The following is a 16531-nucleotide window of genomic DNA, read 5'->3' on the forward strand; positions in this document are numbered from 1 at the left end:
GGCCGAAGCTGTCCCGGTAGACCCCCGAAAAGCAGTTAGCGCCCGTCGTGGCGACCCCGCTAGCGGAGGCCGCCGACAGCACGTGCGGAGCGCACACTGGTGGTCTTCCTGGCCGATGTGGAGGTATATCGGTGCTGTTCACTCAGTCGCCCGGTCCCCAGGGCTTGTACGACCCGGACCAGGAAGTCGATTCCTGTGGTGTCGCCATGGTGGCGGACGTGCACGGTCGCCGCTCGCATTCCATCGTCTCCGACGGACTCCTCGCCCTCGAGAACCTCGAGCACCGCGGTGCGGCGGGATCGGAACCGAACAGCGGAGACGGCGCCGGCATCCTGCTCCAGCTGCCCACCGAGTTCTTCGAGGATGTCGTCGAGTTCGGTCTCCCCGCACCTCTGGACGACGGCAGCAGCACCTACGCGGCGGGAATCTGCTTCCTCCCGCAGGACCCCGGCGCGCGGACGGCCGCGATGCAGCGCGTGGCCGACCTCGCCGCCGACGAGGGGCTCGAGGTCCTCGGCTGGCGTGAGGTCCCCGTCGATCCGGGCGGCGCCGACGTCGGCTCCACGGCGCGGGCCTGCGCACCGCACATGACCCAGTTGTTCGTTGCCGCGCCGGCGGTCGGGGGAATCCGGCCCGGCGGGCTGGCGCTCGATCGCCTGATCTACCCGCTCCGCAAACGGGCCGAGCAGGTCACTCCCGAGATCGAGTCCGATGGCAGCGGCCTGTACTTCCCGTCCCTGTCGAGCCGCACCCTCGTCTACAAGGGCATGCTGACCACGTCCCAGCTGGGGCGGTACTTCCCCGACCTGGGCGATTCGCGGACCGCGAGCGCGATCGCCATCGTCCACAGCCGGTTCTCCACCAACACGTTCCCGTCCTGGCCGCTGGCGCATCCCTTCCGGTTCGTCGCGCACAACGGCGAGATCAACACGGTCCGCGGCAACCGGAACCGCATGCGTGCGCGGGAGGCGCTGCTGTCGAGCGCGGTGATCCCCGGCGACCTGCGGAGGCTGTATCCCATCTGCACGCCCGACGCGTCGGATTCGGCGTCGTTCGACGAGGTGCTCGAACTCCTGCACCTCGCCGGGCGCAGCGTCGCGCACGCGGTGATGATGATGGTGCCGGAGGCGTGGGAGAACGACACGTCGATGTGCCCCGACCGGCGGGCGTTCTACCAGTTCCACGCGTCGCTGATGGAGGCGTGGGACGGCCCGGCGTGCGTGACGTTCACCGACGGGACCGTCGTCGGCGCCGTGCTGGACCGCAACGGTCTGCGCCCGGGACGCTGGTGGCAGACCGTCGACGGCCGGGTGGTCCTCGCGAGCGAGAGCGGTGTCCTCGACGTGCCGCAGGCGGAGGTCGTGGCGAAGGGCCGCCTCGAACCGGGCCAGATGTTCCTGGTCGACACGTCCGAGGGACGGATCGTTCCCGACGAGGAGATCAAGACACGGCTGGCGGCGGAGCAGCCGTACGCCGAATGGCTGTACGCCGGTCTGCTCGAGTTGAAGACGCTGCCGGACCGACCGCACGCGCAGCACAACCACGAGTCGGTGGTGCGACGTCAGGTGGCGTTCGGGTACACCGAGGAGGATCTGCGGATTCTGCTGGCCCCGATGGCCGCGTCCGGCGGGGAGCCGCTCGGCTCGATGGGGACGGACACGCCGATCGCCGTGATGTCGCAGCGCTCCCGGCTGCTCTACGATTACTTCGTCGAACTGTTCGCGCAGGTCACCAACCCGCCGCTCGACGCGATCCGGGAGGAGATCGTCACGTCGTTGTCGCGGGTCATGGGGCCGGAGCAGAATTTGCTGGAGCCCACCGCGGCGTCGTGTCGGCAGATCGTGCTGCCGTGGCCGGTGCTCGACAACGAAGAGCTGAACAAGATCATCAACGTGAACGCGGACGGCAACCATCCGGGCCTCGCCGCGACGGTACTCCGCGCGCTCTACGACGTGGAGCGCGGCGGCACCGGGATGGCGGAGGCGATCGAGGAGTTGCGGGCTCACGCGAGCGCGGCGATCGCGGACGGTTACCGCACGCTGGTAATCTCGGACCGCGACTCCGACCACACCCGGGCGCCGATCCCGTCGCTGCTGGCGGTGGCCGCCGTGCACCATCACCTGGTGCGCACCAAGGAACGCACGAAGGTGGCGCTGGTCGTCGAATCCGGTGACGCCCGCGAGGTCCACCACCTCGCGCTGCTCATCGGATACGGGGCCGCGGCCGTCAACCCGTACCTCGCGATGGAGTCGATCGAGGACCTCGTGTCGGAGGGCGAACTCACCGGCGTCGAGCACACCATCGCCGTGCGGAACCTCCTCACCGCCCTCGGCAAGGGTGTGCTCAAGGTGATGTCGAAGATGGGCATCTCCACCGTCGGCTCGTACACCGCGGCGCAGGTATTCGAGGCGATCGGCCTGGACCGCGACCTCGTCCACGAATACTTCAAGGGCACGGTCAGCAAACTCGGCGGCGCCGGTCTCGACGAACTCGCCCGCGAGGTCATGGTCCGGCACCGGCAGGCCTACCCGGACAATCCGGCGGAGTTCGCCCACCGGCGACTCGAGGACGGTGGCGAGTACCAGTTCCGCCGCGACGGCGAACTGCACCTGTTCACCCCGGAGACGGTGTTCCTGCTGCAGCACGCCACCCGCACGGGTCGGCACGAGGTGTTCGCGAAGTACAGCGACGAGGTGAACCGGCTCGTGGAGGCCGGTGGGGCGCTGCGCGGCCTCTTCACGTTCCGGGAGGGCGTGCGACCGCCGGTGCCGCTGGACGAGGTGGAACCGGTGGAGCGGATCGTCACCCGGTTCAACACGGGCGCGATGAGCTACGGGTCGATCTCGGCCGAGGCGCACGAGACGATGGCCGTCGCGATGAACAATCTCGGCGGACGCTCCAATACGGGCGAGGGCGGCGAGAACGTCGACCGCCTCTACGATCCGTCGCGACGCAGCGCCGTGAAGCAGGTGGCGAGCGGCCGGTTCGGCGTCACCAGCGACTACCTGATCAATGCCAGCGACATCCAGATCAAGATGGCGCAGGGCGCCAAGCCCGGTGAGGGCGGCCAGCTGCCGGCGTACAAGGTGTATCCGTGGGTCGCCGAGACCCGGCACTCGACGCCGGGGGTCGGGCTGATCTCGCCGCCGCCGCACCACGACATCTATTCGATCGAGGATCTCGCCCAGCTGATCCACGACCTGAAGAACGCCAACGATCGGGCCCGCGTGCACGTGAAGCTGGTCAGCTCGGTGGGCGTGGGGACGGTCGCGGCCGGCGTCAGCAAGGCGCACGCCGACGTGGTCCTCATATCCGGCAACGACGGCGGCACCGGCGCCACCCCGCTGACGTCGATGAAGCATGCGGGGGCGCCGTGGGAGATCGGCCTGGCCGACGCCCAGCAGACGCTCGTGCTCAACGGGCTGCGCGACCGGATCACGGTGCAGTGCGACGGCGGGATGCGCACCGCGCGGGACGTCGTGGTCGCGGCGCTGCTGGGGGCGGAGGAGTTCGGTTTCTCGACGGCCCCGCTGATCGTGGCCGGGTGCATCATGATGCGGGTCTGTCACCTCGACACCTGCCCCGTGGGGGTCGCCACCCAGAATCCGGAACTGCGTAAGCGCTACACCGGCAAACCGGAATTCGTCGAGGAGTTCTTCCGGTTCGTCGCCGAGGACGTGCGGCAGTACCTGGCCGACCTCGGGTTCCGCAGCATCGACGAGGCCGTCGGGCACGCCGACGTCCTCGAGACCGCGCAGGGGATCGCGCACTGGAAGAATCGCGGACTCGACCTCAGCCCGATCTTCGCCGTCCCCACCGGGCCGGACGGGGCGCGGCTGCCGCAGCGGCGCCGGGACCGCGACCAGGACCACGGACTGGACCGGGCGCTGGACCGCACCCTCATCCAGTTGGCGGAGGGTGCCCTCGAGGACGCTCACGCCGTGGAGATCGAGATGCCGGTGCGCAACGTCAACCGGACCGTCGGCACGCTGCTCGGCGCGGAGGTCACCCGCCGCTACGGCGCTTCCGGGTTGCCGGACGACACGATCCGGCTCACGTTCACCGGTTCGGCCGGGCAGTCGCTGGGCGCGTTCCTGCCGCCGGGCATCACGATCGACCTGACCGGTGACGCCAACGACTACGTCGGCAAGGGATTGTCGGGCGGACGGATCGTCGTCCGCCCCGCCGACGACGTCCTGTTCGTCCCGGAAACCCAGGTGATCGCCGGCAACACCCTGCTCTACGGCGCCACGTCGGGGGAGTTGTACCTCCGGGGGCGGGTCGGTGAGCGCTTCTCGGTGCGCAACTCCGGTGCTGCGGCGGTCGTGGAGGGGGTCGGCGACCACGCCTGCGAGTACATGACGGGCGGACGGGTCGTGATCCTCGGACCGACCGGACGGAACGTGGCGGCCGGCATGTCCGGCGGCATCGCGTACGTCCTCGACCTGGACCCGGCGGACGTCAACCCGGCGATGGTCACACTGCTGCAACCCGATCCGGACGACCTCGACTGGTTGCACGGCGCGGTCACCCGGCACCACCGGTGGACGGGGTCGGCGGTGGCCGCGTCGGTGCTCGCCGACTGGCCGCGGCGGTCCGCGCTGTTCACCAAGGTGATGCCGGTCGATTACCAGCGGGTGCTGGACGCGACCCGGATGGCCAAGGCGGAGGGACTCGACGTCGACACTGCGATCATGGAGGCGGCACGTGGCTGACCCACAGGGCTTTCTGCACATCGTGAAGAAGGAGGCGCCCAAGCGTCCGATCGCGGAGCGGGTGCACGACTGGCACGAGGTGTACGCGCCGCAGAGTCCGGCGGAGCGGGCGGCCGAGGTGTCCGAGCAGGCGGCCCGGTGCATGGATTGCGGAATCCCGTTCTGCCACTCCGGGGGTGCGGGCTGTCCGCTGGGCAATCTGATCCCGGAGTGGAACGACCTCGTGCGCCGCGGCCGCTGGTCGGCGGCCAGTGAGCGCTTGCACGCCACCAACAACTTCCCGGAGTTCACGGGACGGGTGTGCCCGGCGCCGTGCGAGTCGGCGTGTGTGCTGGCGCTCGCCGACACGCACACGACGGGCAGCGTCACGATCAAGCGGATCGAGCAGGCCATCGCCGACGTGGCGTGGGAATCGGGCACGGTGGTGCCCAAGCCACCGATGATCGCGACGGGCCGGAAGGTCGCGGTGGTCGGGTCCGGCCCGGCCGGTCTCGCGGCGGCTCAGCAGCTGACCCGGGCGGGTCACGATGTCACCGTGTACGAGCGCGACGACCGGCTCGGGGGACTGCTGCGGTACGGCATCCCGGAATTCAAGATGGAGAAGGCGATCCTCGATCAGCGGCTCATGCAGATGCGCGCCGAGGGCACACACTTCGTCACCGACTGCGAGGTCGGGGTCGATCTCACGGTGGAGCAGTTGCGCGAGCAGTTCGACGCCGTCGTGCTCGCGATCGGCGCGCTGCGGGCCCGCGACAACACGACCGTGGAGGGCCGCGAGCTGAACGGGATCCATCTCGCGATGGAACATCTGGTGACCTCGAACAAGGAATGCGAGGGGGACGGTCCCGCCACGATCACCGCCAAGGGCAAGCACGTCGTCATCATCGGCGGCGGCGACACCGGCGCCGACTGCCTCGGAACGGCGCACCGGCAGGGTGCGGTGTCGGTGACGCAACTGGACTACAACCCGGAGTTGCCGACGGAACGGGACGAGTCCGCGACCCCGTGGCCCGCATGGCCGATGGTGCTGCGCACGTCGCCCGCGCACGCCGAGGGCGGTGTGCGCCGCTACCAGGTCGCGGTGCAGCGCTTCCTCGGCGACGCGCACGGGAACGTCCGATCCATGGTGCTCGCCGAGGTCCAGGTAACCCGCGAGGACGGCAAGCGCATCATCACGCCGGTCGGCGAGGAAATCGAATTGCCCTGCGAACTGGCGCTTTTCGCGATCGGGTTCGAGGGTGTGGACCTCGGGCCGCTGCTGGACGACTACGGGCTGTCGCCGACCCGGCGCGGCGCCCTCTCCTGCGGGCCCGATTGGCAGACCACCGCACCCGGGGTGTTCGTCTGCGGGGACGCGCACCGCGGCGCGTCGCTCGTCGTGTGGGCAATCGCGGAGGGCCGGTCCGCGGCGCACGCCGTCGACGTGTATCTGACGGGGGCGTCGGACCTGCCGTCGCCGGTGCATCCGACGGCGCTCCCGCTGGCAGTCGTCTAAATGGAGAAGGGCGCGCGGGACGACTAGGCTCGAGGCCGTGAACCGACGCACGAAGATCGTATGCACACTTGGACCTGCTACCGCCACCGGTGACCGAATTCGCGAACTCGTCGAAAGCGGTATGGACGTGGCCCGGCTGAACTTCAGCCACGGAGATCACTCCGACCACGAGGAGAATTACAAACGAGTCCGCGCCGCCTCGGATGCGACCGGGAAGGCGGTCGGTGTCCTCGCCGACCTCCAGGGACCGAAGATCCGGCTCGGCCGGTTCGCAGAGGACCGCACCACGTGGGCCAACGGTGAGGTCGTGCGCATCACCGTCGACGACGTCGAGGGAACCCACGACCGGGTGTCGACCACCTACAAGCAGCTCGCCGAGGACGCCAAGGCCGGTGATCGGCTGCTCGTCGACGACGGCAAGGTCGGTCTCGTCGTCACCGGCGTCGAGGACAACGACGTGGTCTGCCGGGTCACCGAGGGTGGTCCGGTCAGCAACAACAAGGGTGTGTCGCTGCCGGGGATGAACGTGTCGGTCCCGGCGCTGTCGGAGAAGGACATCGCGGACCTCGAGTTCGCGCTCGGCCTCGGTGTCGACTTCATCGCCCTGTCGTTCGTGCGGTCGCCGGCCGACGTCGAACTGGTTCACGCCGTGATGGATCGGGTCGGCCGCCGGATCCCGGTCATCGCGAAGCTGGAGAAGCCGGAGGCGATCGACAACCTCGAGGCAATCGTGCTCGCGTTCGACGCGGTGATGGTCGCCCGTGGTGACCTCGGTGTCGAGCTGCCGCTCGAGCAGGTGCCGCTGGTGCAGAAGCGCGCGATCCAGATCGCCCGCGAGAACGCGAAGCCGGTTATCGTGGCCACGCAGATGCTCGAGTCGATGATCGAGAACTCGCGGCCCACCCGCGCCGAGGCGTCCGACGTCGCCAATGCCGTGCTCGACGGTGCCGACGCGGTCATGCTGTCCGGTGAGACGTCGGTCGGCAAGTACGTGATGGAGACGGTGCGCACGATGGCCCGGATCGTCGAGGCTGTGGAGAACGAGTCCACGCAGGTGCCGCCGCTGACCCACGTGCCGCGCACCAAGCGTGGTGTCATCTCGTATGCCGCCCGCGATATCGGGGAGCGCCTCGACGCGAAGGCGTTGGTGGCGTTCACGCAGTCCGGTGACACGGTGCGCCGCCTGGCCCGTCTGCACACGCCGCTGCCGTTGCTGGCGTTCACCCCGCTGCCGGAGGTGCGTAGCCAGTTGTCGCTGACGTGGGGAACGGAGACGTTCATCGTCGATCCGGTCGACAGCACGGACGCGATGGTGCGGCAGGTCGACCACGCGCTCCTTGGTCTGGGCCGGTACCAGAAGGGTGAACTGGTGGTCATCGTCGCGGGTTCGCCCCCCGGCACCGTAGGCTCTACCAACCTGATCCACGTGCACAGAATCGGCGAAGAGGACCACTAGGTGAGCGAAGTCGCGGCGAAGACCGATCTCCAGACCCTGCTCGAACTTCTCGACCTCGAGAAGACCGGGGAGGACACGTACAGAGGTCGGCATCCCGCGCAGGTGGGTAGCCGGACGTTCGGCGGCCAGTTGATCTCCCAGGCACTGGTCGCCGCCGGCCGCACCGTCAGCGGCGAGCGCGCCGTGCACGCGATCAACGCCCACTTCATCCGTGGCGGCAACGTCAAGGAACCCATCGAGTACCGCGTCGAACGGCACCGCGACGGCCGGGCGTTCGCGAACCGTCAGGTCACGGCGTTGCAGGACGGGCAGGAACTGTTCGTCATGTTGGCGGCGTTCCAGGATTGGGGCAAGGGTCTCGAGCACGCGGTCGAGGTGCCCGACGTCCCGTTCCCGGACACGCTGCCGCCGCTGGGCGACCACTTCATGGGGTACGAGGATCGACTGAAGATGTTCGTCGACGCCCTCAAGCCGATCGACATGCGCTACGCGAACGATCCGTCGTGGATCTTGAAGGGCACGGGGGAGAAGCTCACCCACAACCGCGTCTGGATGAAGTCGGACGGGGACCTTCCGGACGACCCGCTGATTCACGTGGCCGTCATGGGCTACTCGTCGGACACCACGGTCCTCGATTCCATCATCACTACGCACGGATTGTCGTGGGGGCTGGACCGGATCGTCGCGGCCACCGTCAACCATTCGATCTGGTTCCACCGGCCGTTCCGGTTCGACGACTGGACTCTGTACGCCACCGAGTCGCCGGTCGCGGCGGGTTCCCGTGGTCTCGCGACGGGCCGGTTCTTCTCGATCGAGGGCGAGTTGCTGGCGACCGTGGTCCAGGAGGGCCTGATCCGCCACTTCCCGCCCCGCACCTAGGGTGTGTCGGCCATTCCTTTGCCTGCGAACGGTTTTGAACGGTAGTCCAACTGCTGACCGGAGCGTATGGTCGGTCTGGAATCTCCGAGACGGAACGGACGTGCACCATGAGCGCAGACGAACCCGAGCAGAAGAACAGCGGCCGGGAGACCGAGATCCCCGTTCCCGACGACGAGGCGATCGCCGAAGCCAAGAAGAAGATGGAAGAGATCGACGCGCGCTACGAGCCGGGCGCCCGGGAGACGGTCGTCCTGCCCGGCTCCGACGGGACGGTGTCGGGTACCGCCTTCGACGACTACGTCGACGACGAAGGCAACCTGAAAAAGCCTGAGCCGGAGAAGGACTCGTAGCCGTAACGCCGACGTGATCCCTTCCGCGCGGCCCGATGTTCCACCCGCGCGGCCGAAACCGCGCAAAAGGGACATCGGACGCGTGTCCTGCGCGTATCTCTCGCCGATCACCGGCGTGCGGGGTTAGACTTCGCCATCTTTCTGGTGAGTTTCACCTCGTGATCGGGGATATGGGTCGTGGACTGGAACAACGTCGTGTGGGACAGCTCGATGTGGCTGCTCAAGGCCTACGTCATGACTGTCGTCGTGTTCGTCGTCGTGGTGATACTGCTCGCGCGGTTCACCAAATGGGGCAGGCAGTTCTGGCGCTTCGCCGCGCCTTACTTCGATCCGCGGCGCAGCCCCAAGCCGTTGGCGATCCTGGCGGTGCTGCTCTTGTCGACCGTCTTCGCGGTGCGGATGACGGTGCTGTTCTCCTACTGGTACAACGACTTCTACGATTCGATCCAGAACCTGGACGAGACGGCGTTCTGGCACTTCCTCCGCGTGTTCGCCATTCTGGCGACGGTCCACGTCGTGCGGGCCCTGGTCGAGTACCTGATCGGGCAGACCCTCGACATCGACTGGCGGACGTGGCTCAACCATCACCTCGTCGACGACTGGCTCGACAGCCGCGCGTACTACCGCGACCGGTTCCTGGACGACGCGATCGACAACCCGGACCAGCGCATCCAGGCCGACATCACCAACTTCGTGACCACGTCCCGCTCGCTGTCGATGGGGGCGGTGACGGCGGTGCTGTCGATCGTGTCGTTCACCGGAATCCTGTGGGACCTGTCCGGCCCGATGACCGTGTTCGGCGTCGAGATCTCGCGGGCGATGATCTTCCTCGTCTACATCTACGTGCTGGTGACCACGGTGGTCGCGTTCTGGATCGGCAAGCCCCTCATCAAGCTGAACTTCCTCAACGAGAAACTCGGCGCCAACTTCCGCTACGCGCTGATCCGGGTGCGGGAGTACGGCGAGAGCATCGCCTTCTTCCGCGGCGAGAACGTCGAGCGCCGTACCCTCGCCGGCCGATTCGCGGACGTCATCCGGAACATGTGGCAGATCGTCTTCCGGACCTTGAAGTTCAGCGGATGGAACCTCACCGTCAACCAGACGGCCGTCATCTTCCCGTTCCTCGTGCAGGGTCCGCGACTGTTCACCGGCCAGGTGTCGCTCGGTGACGTGATGCAGACGTCGCAGGCCTTCGGCCAGGTCCACGACTCGCTGTCCTTCTTCCGTGAGTCGTATGCCGACTTCGCGAGTTTCCGCGCCACCCTCATCCGACTCAACGGCCTCGCCAACGACAACCAGCACGCTGCCGAACTTCCGGTCCTGAAGACCGGCAAGTCGGGCGACGATCTCCAGGTCGAGAAGCTGGACGTGCGCATCCCGACGGGCGAGACGCTCATCGAGGGCCTCGCGCTCACCGTGAGCCCCGGCCAGTCGTTGCTGGTCAAAGGTCCTTCGGGGTCGGGAAAGACGACCCTGCTCCGCACCCTCGCCGATCTGTGGCCCTACGCCGACGGCACCGTGTCCCGGCCCTCGGGGGAGGCGATCTTCCTCTCCCAGCGGCCGTACCTGCCCCTCGGTTCCCTGCGGACCGCGCTGGCGTACCCGAAGGAGCCGACGGCGTCGGACGACGTCGTGCGCGACGCGCTGACGAAGGTGTCGCTGGGCAACCTGGGTGATCGCCTCGACGAGACCGCCGACTGGACGCGCATCCTGTCGCCGGGTGAGCAGCAGCGTCTCTCGTTTGCGCGGGTGCTGATCGCCCGGCCCGCGGTGATCTTCCTCGACGAGGCCACGTCGGCGATCGACGAGGGGCTCGAGCACACGCTCTACACCCTGCTCGGGACCGAACTCCCGGACAGCATCGTGGTGAGCGTCGGGCACCGCAGCACCCTGAACCAATTCCACTCCCGTGGGGTGGAACTCGAGGGGGAGGGGCGGTGGACGGAGTCGGAACTCGTCGGGTGAGGCCGGCTACCTCACGTCCAACCGTGTCCTGAACTGGAGGACGCGGTACGGGTCTCCCGTGGTCGTGTTCCATTGCGACACAAACAGATGCAGGTCGTCCCGGGTGGATGCGGGATGGATGTAGCCGCCGTAGATCTGCGCCCACGTTCCGTACGCGGCTCCCCAGTCGCCACCGGCGACCTGCACGATCGGCTCCGACCACGGGCCGTCGATACGCTCCGCGGTGCGGGTGACGATCGCGTGGACAGCGGGATCGAAGTACGCGAGGACCCAAGTGCCCGCGATGTTTCGCAGGCACATCTCGCCGACGGGCCCCGGCAGGATCGGCGTCGCGGGTTGGCCCCAGGCCCAGTCCGTGGCGGGGTCCCAGCCCCAGTCCTCGTAGGCTGCCGGATCGAGAATGTGCGCTTCGGGGACCCGCCGCAGAATCATCCCGCCCGGATTGGTGCGGTCGAACGCGCTGGAGATCACGTAGACGTAGCCGTCGTGGCGTTCCATGGTCCACAGTTGGTCGAGCGACCCGCCGCGGTTGTCCCAGCGGGCGGGTGTGCGGTGCCAATTCTCGCCGCCGTCGTCGGAACACGCGAGATATGTGAAGTTCGTCGGCCAGTCGGCCGACTTCCACGAGTGCACACTGACGACGGACAGATATGTCCGGTCGTCGATCGTGACGGCGTCCGCGGGAACGACGGTGAACTCACTGCCCGGCGAATCCCGGTCGGGGAGTTCGCGGACGTCGTGCGCGTTGGGAAGGATCTCCCGCGCCTTCCGGCCGCCCGCTGCGGATTCGAACTCGATGCCGGCGCGGAGATCGGTTGTGGCGGAGCGCAGCATCACGGGACTGCGCCACCCGCGGCCCTGTCGACCGTGTGAGCTGAACGTGTCGCCGAAGAAGAACGCGAACCTGCCGTCGGCCAGGCGCACGGGACAGCCGAGGTCGGTGCCGTGCACACCCCAACGCCGCGTCGCCGCGCCGGTGACCTCCTTGACGAAGGTCGCTGCCGGTGTGGTCGTGCTGCCCGGGATACGCACTCCTCCCAGTCGGTGAGCGGTCAGGACGTCTTGCGGTAGGACGCGGCGAGTTCGTCGGCGCGATCCCACGGCGACCAGTCGACCTCGCGGCCGTCGAGCTGCGCTTCGACCACTTCGAGTCCTGCGTGCCAGCCGGCGGCGTGCGCGTAGGCGGATTCTTCCTCTTCCACGGTGTGGGTGAGCGTCAGCCAGCAGCCGCCGCTACCGTCCGGAACGAGTTCCCAATGCAGCGTCTCCGCATCCCACAGATACTCGAGGATGTGCGCGGGGTGAACCGAGATGACCGTTCCGGTGGTGGTCTGATCGGCGGGCAGTCCGAATCGGCGCACCTGCTCCGGAGTGACCCGGAAGACGAGTTCGGCGCCCGGAGTGAGGTCGAATTCGACATCGGCGGGGAACCAGGCCTTCAGGTACTGCGGGTCGGTGAGAACACGCCACACCTTCTCCGGCGAGTGCGAGAGCGCTTGCTGGAATCGAAGGGCTACCCGCCCGTCGTAGGTGAATGTGACGGTGCCGAGCTCCATGGGTGACCTCCGTGCTCGAGGGCGTACCTGTCCCACCATGGTACTGGCAGGACGGCGCAGAACCCCAGGATCGGCCACAAAAAACAGCTGCTACCTGCGGGTCGTCAGTCGTCGACCGAGGACAGGCCCAGACGCTGCAGGCGGTGCGGGTCGGCGAGGATGTCGATCCGGGCGATCTTCCCGCCCACGACGGTGAAGGCCATGACCGACATGGCCTTTCCGTCGGGTGCGGCCACCACTCCGGCGGCGCCGTTCACCAGTGCGAGCCGGGCGAACGGAGCAAAGCGGGAGAAGGTGAGGGCCTGCTCGGTGACGGCGCGGGCGCCGCGCACCAGGGTGGATCCCGGCCCGCCGTGGTCGGCGCGTAGGACGATGTCCGGGTCGAGCAACTCCAGCAGGGCATCGAACCGTCCGCCGCGCGAGGCGGCCATGAATGCCTCGACGACCTCCCGCTGGCGGGCGAGATCGGCGTCCGGAACCGGTTCGGATCCCTGGACGCGGCGGCGTGCGCGGCTCGCGAGTTGCCGGGTCGCGCCGGGGGTGCGTCCGGCGATCGGAGCGATCTCGTCGAAGGAGAGGGCGAACATGTCGTGCAACACGAAGGCGAGCCGTTCGGCGGGCGCCAAGGTGTCGAGGACGACCAGCAGCGCGAGACCGACGGAGTCGCCGAGCACCGCCTCGTGTTCGGGATCGGCTCCATCGATCTCCCTCACGATCGGATCGGGCACGTGGATGTCCAGGGACTCCTCGCGCCGCGTCCTCCGTGAGCGGAGCATGTCGAGGCAGACTCGCGCGACGACCGTCGTCAACCATCCACGCAGGTTCTCCACCTCCGCCACCTCGGCGCGGCTGAGCCGGAGCCAGCCCTCCTGGACGGCGTCGTCCGCCTCGCTGAGCGAGCCGAGCATCCGGTACGCGACCGCTTTCAGATGCGTCCGGTTCTGCTCGAATCGGTGCGCCAGAAATTCGTTGTCGTCCATCTGTCACATTCTCTCGTCGCGGTCCGTCATACCAGTGACGAACGAAAACAAGCCGAGGTGACATCACATCACCCGAATACCTTTGGAGGCAGGCAATCATGAAAGCCCGAATGACCAACCCCGCGATGATCGTTCCCGATGCCATGAAGGCACTTCTCGCTCTGGGGAAGGCTGCGTCGAAGGCGGACGTGCCGCCCGTGACCCATGCCCTCGTGCACCTGCGATCGAGTCAGATCAACGGATGCAGCGTGTGCGTGGACATGCATGCGCGTGAGCTGGAAAAGGAGGGGGAGACCAACGAGCGGATCTTCGCCGTGTCGGCATGGCGGGAGGCGCCGTACTTCAGCGACGCCGAACGCGCGGCCCTGGCACTCGCCGAGTCGATGACCCGGTTGAGTGATCGCGCGGACGCGGTGCCCGACGACGTGTGGGACGAGGCCGCCCGGCACTACGACGAGGAGGCGCTCGCTGCGCTGGTCCTGTCGATCGCCACCGTGAACCTGTGGAACCGCCTCAACGCCGCCACCCGGCAGGTCGCGGGACAGTGGTGACACAGGCACCGTAAGGGGGAGGAGACGCGAATCGCAGGTCAGAGAAAGCATCTGACCTGCGGTCGCGGGTGAAATTCTGGCAGTGCCCTCGGTGAGACTCGAACTCACACTGGACGGGTTTTGAATCCGTTTCCTCTGCCAATTGGGATACGAGGGCGTGTTGCGCTGTACCACTGTAGAAGATCGCCGTCGGGAGTCAACCACCGGTACCCTTCTAACGTTCGCTCCCCGCGCCGGGGTCGTCCGAGCAGAGGAGAATGATGGCCATGAACGCTCCCCAGCAGCAAGGTGTGCCGTCGCAGCCGCGACGGGTCGTGGTGGCCGAGGACGAGGCGCTGATCAGGCTCGATCTGGTCGAGATGCTGCGGGAAGAGGGCTACGACGTGGTCGGTGAGGCGGGGGACGGCCAGGCCGCCGTCGACCTGGCGGTGGAGCTGAAACCGGACCTCGTGATCATGGACGTGAAGATGCCCCGTCGCGACGGCATCGATGCGGCGTCGGAGATCGCGGCGAAACGTATTGCGCCGGTGGTCATTCTCACAGCGTTCAGTCAGCGCGAGCTGGTGGAGCGGGCTCGGGACGCCGGGGCGATGGCGTATCTCGTCAAGCCGTTCTCCACGGCCGACCTGGTGCCTGCGGTCGAGTTGGCGGCGAGCCGGTTCAAGGAGGTGACGGCGCTCGAGCGGGAGATCTCCGATCTGTCGGAGCGACTGGAGACCCGCAAGATCGTCGAACGCGCCAAGGGCGTGCTGATGGAGAAGCAGTCGCTGACCGAGCCCGAGGCGTTCAAGTGGATCCAGCGGGCCGCGATGGACCGCCGGTCCACCATGAAGGCGGTCGCCCAGGTGGTCCTCGAGACCCTCGGCGGGGAAGCCCCCTCGAGCTGACCTCGCGAGTTCGGCGACAGCCGACGCGTTTTCGCCGGAGACGGTTCAGGCGCCGGCCGGGAAGTCCGCGGAGCGGCTGACGTCGGCCCACCGCAGGGTCTGGGTCTCCGGCATCAGGTTGTCGTCGACTCCGTGCGCCTCCTCGTCGCCGACTGAGGCCCGTCACGCTACGTCCGCGTAAACACTCGCGATTTTCAGATCACAGTAAGGTCACGAGGCTTTCCGGACGGATCGCGAAAGCCGCCGGACCGCTAGCGTCTGATCCCACAGCGGACGCCAACTCGGGTGGCGCCCGCACACAGGTGATCTAAGGAGAGTTTGGATGGCTAAACGGACCCTCGTGCGGGCGGCCGCGGTTCTCGGCGCGGCATCACTCGCACTGGCAGGTTGTAGTTCGGACAGTGGCGACGACTCCGCGAGTGGGAGTGACAGCTCTGCCTCGGCCACCACTGTTTCCACCGACTGCACCCCCGAAGAGGCGGCGGCAGCGGGTGCCCCGTCCACTGCGCCACTGAAGATCGGAACCCTGCTCCCCGACACGGGAAGCCTCTCCTTCCTCGGACCGCCGATGGTGGCGGGTACCCAGCTCGGTGTCAACGACGTCAATGCCGCCGGTGGGGTTCTCGGTCAGCCGGTCCAACTGATTCCCGGCGACTCGGGCGACACCACCACCGACACGGCGAACACCACCGTGGACAGGGAACTGGCCGCAGGCACGCAGGTGATCATCGGTGCGGCGTCGTCCTCGGTGTCGCTGAAGGTCATCGACAAGGTGTCCAGCGCCGGCGTCGTGATGTTCTCCCCGGCCAACACGTCCGACCAGTTCGTCTGCTACCCGGACAAGGGCCAGTACTTCCGTACCGCGCCGACCGATGTGCTGCAGGCTCAGGCCGTGTCGCAGCTCATCTCGGACGACGGCGGGCAGCGCGTGTCCATCCTGGCCCTCAACGACCCGTACGGAACCGGGCTCGCCGACAACATCCAGAAGAACCTCGTCGACGCCGGCATCCCCGAGGACCAGATCCAGAAGATCATCTACGACCCCAACGCGCAGTCCTTCAACTCGGAGGTCGACCAGGTCAAGGACTTCGCACCCGACGCCGTCGCGGTGGTCGGATTCGAGGAGTCGGCGAAGATCATCACCCGCATGCACGAGGTGGGCATCGGCCCGTCCGACGGCATGAAGGTCTACGGCGTGGACGGCAACATGGGTAACGCGCTCGGTGAGTCCGTCGCCGCGCCGCTGCTCGACGGCATGCAGGGCACCACGCCCCTCACCGACGTCGGTCCGGCCTTCCAGGACCGTCTCAAGGGCATCAACCCGGGGTTGATCGACTTCAACTACGCCGGTGAGTCCTACGACGCCGTCGTCATCGCCGCGCTCGCGGCGGAGTCGGCGAAGTCGACGGCGGGTCGCGACATCGCCGCCAACATCAACAACGTCACCGAGGGTGGCACTCCTTGCACGTCGTACCAGGAGTGCCTGCCGCTCGTGCAGGCCGGCACGGACGTCGACTACAACGGCATCACCGGCAAGCTCGACTTCGCCGCCGCCGGTGAGCCGTCGATCGGTTCGTACGGCAAGCTGAAGTTCGGTGCCGACAACAAGCTGACGACGGACGGGTACATCGTCGTCGGCGGGTGATCACACACACCTGAAACGGACTGTGGGCCAGGGAAACCTGGCCCACAGTCGT

12 protein-coding genes and 1 tRNA gene are annotated in these 16531 nt (G+C 67.6%); 9 read left to right on the top strand and 4 right to left on the bottom strand.

The genetic code is table 11. The features are described from left to right. Positions 1-131: 131 nt before the first annotated feature. The 6 genes from gltB (at position 132) to RJ1_RS17260 (ending at position 10860) form a co-directional block, all read left to right on the top strand. On the top strand, positions 132-4715 hold the full coding sequence (gene gltB, locus RJ1_RS17235; RefSeq protein WP_073361877.1) for a glutamate synthase large subunit: 4584 nt from the start codon (positions 132-134) through the stop codon (positions 4713-4715). Next, positions 4708-6210, top strand: a complete 1503-nt coding sequence (locus RJ1_RS17240) for a glutamate synthase subunit beta (RefSeq protein ID WP_073361879.1) — start codon at positions 4708-4710, stop codon at positions 6208-6210. The genes gltB and RJ1_RS17240 overlap by 8 nt, the downstream gene beginning before the upstream one ends. A gap of 37 nt (positions 6211-6247) precedes the next feature. Next, on the top strand, positions 6248-7666 hold the full coding sequence (gene pyk, locus RJ1_RS17245) for a pyruvate kinase (protein ID WP_073361881.1): 1419 nt from the start codon (positions 6248-6250) through the stop codon (positions 7664-7666). After that, positions 7667-8545 (top strand): acyl-CoA thioesterase, encoded by an 879-nt coding sequence (locus RJ1_RS17250; RefSeq protein WP_073361883.1) that lies wholly within the window; start codon positions 7667-7669, stop codon positions 8543-8545. It abuts the gene before it with no gap. Positions 8546-8652: 107 nt separating this feature from the next. After that, positions 8653-8895 carry a hypothetical protein gene (locus RJ1_RS17255; RefSeq protein WP_073361885.1) on the top strand — a complete coding sequence of 81 codons (243 nt, stop codon included), beginning with the start codon at positions 8653-8655 and terminating at the stop codon, positions 8893-8895. Positions 8896-9072: 177 nt separating this feature from the next. Beyond that, entirely contained in the window at positions 9073-10860 is a 1788-nt protein-coding gene (locus tag RJ1_RS17260) for an ABC transporter ATP-binding protein/permease (RefSeq protein WP_073361887.1), read from the top strand. A 6-nt stretch (positions 10861-10866) separates the two neighbouring features. On the opposite strand, the gene RJ1_RS17265 is transcribed toward RJ1_RS17260, so the two are convergent. From RJ1_RS17265 to RJ1_RS17275, 3 genes are all read right to left on the bottom strand, one after another. Further along, positions 10867-11892 (bottom strand): glycoside hydrolase family 183 protein, encoded by a 1026-nt coding sequence (locus RJ1_RS17265; RefSeq protein ID WP_073361889.1) that lies wholly within the window; start codon positions 11890-11892, stop codon positions 10867-10869. A 20-nt stretch (positions 11893-11912) separates the two neighbouring features. Then, a complete protein-coding gene (locus RJ1_RS17270) occupies positions 11913-12416 on the bottom strand; it encodes an SRPBCC family protein (protein WP_005260370.1) in 504 nt (167 codons plus the stop codon). Between the two features lie 104 nt (positions 12417-12520). Then, on the bottom strand, positions 12521-13396 hold the full coding sequence (locus RJ1_RS17275; protein ID WP_073361891.1) for a sigma-70 family RNA polymerase sigma factor: 876 nt from the start codon (positions 13394-13396) through the stop codon (positions 12521-12523). Positions 13397-13494: 98 nt separating this feature from the next. On the opposite strand from RJ1_RS17275, the gene RJ1_RS17280 reads away from it, so the two are divergent. Then, positions 13495-13947, top strand: coding sequence for a carboxymuconolactone decarboxylase family protein (locus RJ1_RS17280; protein WP_073361893.1), 453 nt, complete (start codon positions 13495-13497; stop codon positions 13945-13947). A gap of 83 nt (positions 13948-14030) precedes the next feature. On the opposite strand, the gene RJ1_RS17285 is transcribed toward RJ1_RS17280, so the two are convergent. Further along, positions 14031-14104: transfer RNA gene (locus RJ1_RS17285), tRNA-Leu, on the bottom strand. Positions 14105-14204: 100 nt separating this feature from the next. Here RJ1_RS17285 and RJ1_RS17290 point away from each other — a divergent pair. Next, positions 14205-14834, top strand: a complete 630-nt coding sequence (locus RJ1_RS17290; RefSeq protein ID WP_143048877.1) for an ANTAR domain-containing response regulator — start codon at positions 14205-14207, stop codon at positions 14832-14834. Between the two features lie 322 nt (positions 14835-15156). Beyond that, positions 15157-16479 carry an ABC transporter substrate-binding protein gene (locus tag RJ1_RS17295; protein WP_073361896.1) on the top strand — a complete coding sequence of 441 codons (1323 nt, stop codon included), beginning with the start codon at positions 15157-15159 and terminating at the stop codon, positions 16477-16479. Positions 16480-16531: the final 52 nt, after the last annotated feature.

Origin of the sequence: Rhodococcus jostii NBRC 16295 (genome assembly GCF_001894825.1) — a bacterium.
Taxonomy (GTDB): Bacteria; Actinomycetota; Actinomycetes; order Mycobacteriales; family Mycobacteriaceae; genus Rhodococcus_F; species Rhodococcus_F jostii.